Source organism: Actinomadura rubrobrunea NBRC 15275, assembly GCF_001552235.1.
Classification (GTDB): domain Bacteria; phylum Actinomycetota; class Actinomycetes; order Streptosporangiales; family Streptosporangiaceae; genus Spirillospora; species Spirillospora viridilutea.
In genome coordinates, this window is record NZ_BCQU01000170.1 from 1 (window position 1) to 5124 (window position 5124).

Annotated in this window: 7 protein-coding genes and 2 pseudogenes; all 9 read left to right on the forward strand. The window is 69.7% G+C overall.

The window, feature by feature from the left end; translation table 11 throughout:
• A pseudogene (locus tag AR3_RS28500) lies at positions 1 to 681 on the forward strand (hypothetical protein); the annotation flags it as partial.
• Entirely contained in the window at positions 678 to 908 is a 231-nt protein-coding gene (locus AR3_RS28505; protein ID WP_146150410.1) for a hypothetical protein, read from the forward strand. The pseudogene AR3_RS28500 and the gene AR3_RS28505, both read left to right, overlap by 4 nt.
• 134 nt (positions 909 to 1042) lie before the next feature.
• Entirely contained in the window at positions 1043 to 1525 is a 483-nt protein-coding gene (locus AR3_RS28510; protein WP_146150409.1) for a TSCPD domain-containing protein, read from the forward strand.
• Between the two features lie 62 nt (positions 1526 to 1587).
• Positions 1588 to 2028: pseudogene (locus tag AR3_RS30085) on the forward strand (NUDIX domain-containing protein); the annotation flags it as partial.
• 43 nt (positions 2029 to 2071) lie between these two features.
• Positions 2072 to 2332 (forward strand): hypothetical protein, encoded by a 261-nt coding sequence (locus AR3_RS28515; protein WP_067918669.1) that lies wholly within the window; start codon positions 2072 to 2074, stop codon positions 2330 to 2332.
• Positions 2333 to 2615: 283 nt separating this feature from the next.
• Positions 2616 to 3122, forward strand: coding sequence for a hypothetical protein (locus tag AR3_RS28520; protein ID WP_067918671.1), 507 nt, complete (start codon positions 2616 to 2618; stop codon positions 3120 to 3122).
• 7 nt (positions 3123 to 3129) lie between these two features.
• Positions 3130 to 3942, forward strand: a complete 813-nt coding sequence (locus AR3_RS28525) for a phosphotransferase (protein ID WP_067918673.1) — start codon at positions 3130 to 3132, stop codon at positions 3940 to 3942.
• Positions 3939 to 4340: a hypothetical protein gene (locus tag AR3_RS28530; RefSeq protein ID WP_106259358.1), complete on the forward strand. Its 402-nt coding sequence runs from the start codon at positions 3939 to 3941 to the stop codon at positions 4338 to 4340. Before AR3_RS28525 ends, AR3_RS28530 begins: the two co-directional genes overlap by 4 nt.
• A 135-nt stretch (positions 4341 to 4475) precedes the next feature.
• Positions 4476 to 5124: hydroxymethylbilane synthase (gene hemC, locus AR3_RS28535; RefSeq protein WP_169803916.1), on the forward strand; the 649-nt coding region annotated here is incomplete at its 3' end.

The window sequence follows — 5124 nt, forward strand, 5'->3', positions numbered from 1 at the left end:
CGGCGCCACCTCGCCCACGCCGGCTACCGGCCCAACGTCACCACCGGCGACGGCCTGCACGGGGACCCCGCCCACGCCCCCTACGACCGGGTCCTGGCGACCGTGGCACACGAACACGTGCCGTACGCGTGGGTGGAGCAGACCCGCCCGGGCGGGGTGATCCTGGCCGACGTCCGGCCCCGCGGCATGACCTGGGCCGGGGCGCTCGCCCGCCTCACCGTCACCGGGGACGGGACCGCCGCCGGGCCGCTGATCCCGGCCCCGTGGGGGTTCATGTCGACGCGCCGGGCCGTGGACCGGCCCGGCATCCCCGAGACCGCCCCCATCGACACGTCGGTCGTGCTCGCCCGCACCAGCCAGGTCGGCGACGCCGCACTGCGCACCCCCGGCCTGTCCTTCCTGGTCTGGCAGCGGTTGCCCGGCATCACCGCCTTCCCCGGTAAGGACAGGACCCGGATCGTCACCCCGGACGGCGCCTGGGCCACCGTCACTAGGACCGCCCCCGCCACGGTCGAGTACGGCGGCCCGACCGACCTCTGGCAGCAGGTTGAGGAAGCGCACGCCTGGTGGACCGCACACGGCCGCCCAGGCGTGGCCGCCTTCGACCTCACCGTCACCCCCGACGAACAGCGGATCCGCTACCGCCTGCCGGACGGGGAGCAGGTCGACCTTTGCGCATGACCGGCTCAACGCTCGAAAGGAAGAAGAAAGTGACCCCCGAACAGGAACAGGCGATCGCGGAACTGAAAGAAATGTTCCCGGACGGGTCGTTCATCGTCTCGAATCGCGGCCGCTATTGGGGCTTTCTTCCCCCGCCAGGGGCCAACCCGCTCCGCATCGACGCCGACGCCGACACCCCCGAAGAGCTGAGTGAAAAACTGCGCGCCGCACTGCGTCAGGTCAGCTGAAAGCATGCTGAGAACGCGGCGGCGCCCCAGGTGAGATCAGTAGGCTCGGCCCGCACATCTCGTAGGCAACCAGCCACACCGCACCCCCAATCGGGGTGAGCGACGGAGAAGACATGACGAACAGGATTCGGTGCATGCCGAAGCGAGCGGCCGGCACCACGTCGGTGACGATCGCCAGCGAGCAGATCCACATGACCACCACCGCCCGCAAGGACGGCAGCCTCGGCGAAGTGATCATCCAGTGGGGCACGTACGGCACCACCACCGCCGGACTCGCTCACGCCTACGCCGAAGCTCTCACGGTCGGGCTACAGCACGGCGTCCCCCTCTCCGAGCTGGTGCGCCAGGGTCGGGACCTGCACTTCGTCCCCCACGGGGCAACCACCGATCCGCAAATCTCCCGCGCCCGCTCCGTCGTGGACTGGGCGGTGCGTCGCCTCGACCTCGACTGGGCCCCCAACGAGCAGCAGGCACCGCCGGGCACCGCTGAGCAGCTCGACCAGGCCCGCACCCGGCCACCCCGCGAAGACGCAGCCGTCCCCCAGCCCTCCCCGGACGAACTCACCGTGTTCTGGAACGACCTGGCCACCGGAATCGGCACCCCTTCCGCCCGCTGACCTGACAGAACAGAAAAAGGAGGACACCGTGGCGACCCAGGTGACCCAGGCCCGCGCAGAAGGCGTTCATCGTCGACGCCGGCCGACTGCTGCTAGTCCGCAAGTCCGCGTCCGACCCGCTGCACCCGGGCCGGTGGGAGGTCCCGGGAGGCCGCCTGGACGTAACCGGCGACGCAAACCTGGACGACCACATCCGCCGCGAGGTCCGGGAAGAGGTCGGCCTCACCATCGACCCGGGGCCGCCGTTCTACCAGTGGGACTGGTGGATACCCGACCGCGATGGGTCCGGCCAGGTGAGGGTGGTGGCCGTTGCCCGCACGTGCCGCGCGGTGACCACGCAGGTCAGCACCGCCCACCGGGACCCGGGTGATCACCTGGGCGAGGTCGCCTGGGCGCCGCTGGACGACCTGGACCGGTTCGACCTGATCCCCAACATGCGGCCGGTCATACGCGAGTTCTGCGCCACCAACCGCATGGCCGGGGCCCCCGGCTACGTACGGTAACTCCGCACGCATCCCAAACCTCCTAAGCAACCAGGGGAACGAGATGGTCCCAATAGCGCTCAACGTCATCGACCCCGCCAGCTCCGAAATGACCACTTTCAGCGACCGCCTGCCCAAGGAGGACGCTGATCGGCTGGAGCGACACCTGGAAGACCTGCACAAGCAAGCCCCGCACGAAGGAGGCGACCTCCGCCACGCGGTACTCGTCCGCCCCAGGATGAACCGGACCCCGCTCATCACCACGTTCCGGATCCCCGAAAAAGAGGTGAAGCAGATTCGCCGGATCTTCCGAGGCGAGGAGTGAACAACCGCCTCGGATCGCGGTCGGCAGCAGTACCGGCCGCATAGACCCCGCGGCCCTGGAGCCCGCCGACGACCCATCGCCCGGGGCCGCGGACCCAGACCGCCGCACCCCCCGAAAGGGCTACTGATGGGCGTCCCCCCTCCCGGGGGGTGCGGCCTTAGGCGGCGGGACGGGCCATCAGGCGGCCATAGGCCCGCCCCGCCACCGGGGCCCCGAGGCAAAGGGCGCGCACTCGGGGCCCCGGAACCCAACCACCAAGCGCGCCGGAAGCACGGAGGAGCCGATGAGCAGCACAACCCTCGACAGGACGGCCCAGCCGGTCACCCGCGACCCGCGCGAGCTGATCTCGGACGAGCTGTTCGACCAGATCGTCGCGCGTATCCAGGAGCACATGCCGGTCGCCCGGTTCTACGCCGAGCTGATGGTCGAGCAGATGCTCGCCTACATCGCGACCGTCGCCGCCTACGACCCCGGCAACCCGCCGGCGTTCGTGGTCGACGGCGGCTACGAGTTCCGGTACCTCACCCCCTCGACGGCCGTCGACCCGGCGATCCACTACTTCCTGGACTTCACCGGCGACTACCGGGCGTTCTGCGCTCGGCTGACCGGAGGCCACTTCATCGACCATGTTCCGGTGGTCAACGAATCCATCACGTCCGGCAAATCCCTGCGCCTGACGGTCGACGTCATGCGCCACTTCGGCTGGGAGGTCGACGAACGTATGTGGCAGCAGGGCACGAGCTGCTGCCAGACCGACAACTGCTTCCTCAAGGTCACCCGCCTGAACTGAGATCGACATGCCACGTAGCGACTGGACCGCTCTCCCCGCAAAGGTGCGGGAGGCCATAGAGACCCGGACCGGCCCGATCCTGCGCGTCACTCCGGCCCCCGCGGGCAATCACGCCGACATCGCAGCCGCGGTGTCGGCGCCCGGCGGGACGACGTTCGTCAAGGCCGCGCGGAAACTGGAGGACCGGGACGGGCCGGAGGTCCGGTCGTTGCGTCGCGAGGCACTGGTGTGCCCGCGCGTGCCCCGGTTCGCCCCCCGGCTTCTGTGGACGGTAAAGGTCGGGGGGTGGCTGGCACTCGGCTTCGAGTACATCAAAGGCCGCGGCGCGGACTACTCGCCCGGGTCACCCGACCTGGCCATCTTGGCCAAGACGGTGCGCGAGCTGCAAAGAATGACGTGCCCGGACGTGGTGACCATGCCTGTCGAGCGGCGGTGGGAGAACCTGGGCGGCGACGTCTCGCCGATGGCGGGTGACGCCCTCCTGCACACCGACCTGAACCCCCACAACGTGATCATCACGCCCGACCGCCGCGCCTACGTGGTCGACTGGGCGTTCACCTCACGCGGCGCCCCCTGGGTGGAGATCGGCCAGATCATCCCCTGGATGTTGATGTCCGGCCAAACCCCTGAGCAGGCCGAAGACTGGGCATCCCAGTTCCCCTCCTGGCTCGACGCCGCCCCAGCCGACGTCGACCTGTACGTCACGCTGCACGAGGAACTGTGGCGGCGCCGCAGCCAGACCCGCCCGGACGCGTGGATCCCGCCCTACCTGACAGCGATCCAGCAGTGGGCGGCCTACCGCAGAGGACTCCACCGATGACCGATCTTCCTCAGGTACACCCCACCCGTCGAGTACGCACACCCACCGGCGAGATCATCCAGGTCGACGTCGGCATGGCCGACCTGGTCCAAGCGCTGTGGGCCAAGGGCTACACGACGCTGATGTGCTGCCAGGACGCCGGCGAGGCCATCCGCGGCGGCGCCACCCGAATACCGCCCGAGCGGTGGGAGAGGTACGCCGCGTTCTACGACGGCTTCGCCTGGCTGACCATGCCGGTCGCTGACATGCAGCGGCTCGTCGCGCTGACCGCGGACCTTGCCGAGGGCAACGGCTGGGCGCCCAACATCCGGATCCGACCGACGGGCCCCACCGAGTTCGCCAGCCTGCACTTCCCGGCCCGGCAGATCGACGAAGTCATTCGGCGACTCGACGTCTAGCTAGGTGGTGGGGCGAATTCTGGCGCGGCATGGGCCCGGCCTGCCCTCACGCGAAGGGACCATATGACCGAGATTGAACGCGCCACAGCCGCGGCGCTCCCCTCACCCGCCCCGGTAGCGGTCTACTTTGGGCAGGTGCTCAATGGACGGCGCCTCCATCTGGGGACCCGCACGTCCCCGATGGCCATGGCCCAGGCCCACCGGGTCCGCGACCTGCTGGCCGGGCAGGTCGACGGCCTGGACGTCGAGGTCGTCGGTATCCAGACCTCCGGTGACGTCTGGCGCGGCGACTTGGCCATGCTCGGTGGCAAGGGGGCGTTCCTCAAGGAGATCGACAAGGCCCTGCTCATGGGCCGGATCGACATCGCGGTGCACTGCCTCAAGGACGTGCCCGGGGACGTTCCCTTGGCGGTCGGCACGGTGATCGCCGCGTACTTGCCGCGCGAGGACGTGCACGACGTCGTGGTGTTCCCTGAAGGCTCCAAGTGCGGCAGCCTCGCCGAACTGCCGCCCGGCTCGAAGGTCGCCACCTCGGCCGTGCGACGCAAAGCGCAACTGTTGCGCGCTCGCCCGGACCTGCACGTCGACCGGATCCGCGGCAACGTCAACACCCGTCTCGCCCGGCTGGACGCCGAGCAGCGGTGGGACGCGATGATCCTGGCCAGGGCGGGGCTGCGCCGTATCGGCATGGAGCACCGCGTCGGCCAGGTCCTCTCATTGGAGGAGATGTGTCCGGCGGTCGGCGCCGGGATCATCACCTTGCACACGCGCGCGGATGACGAGG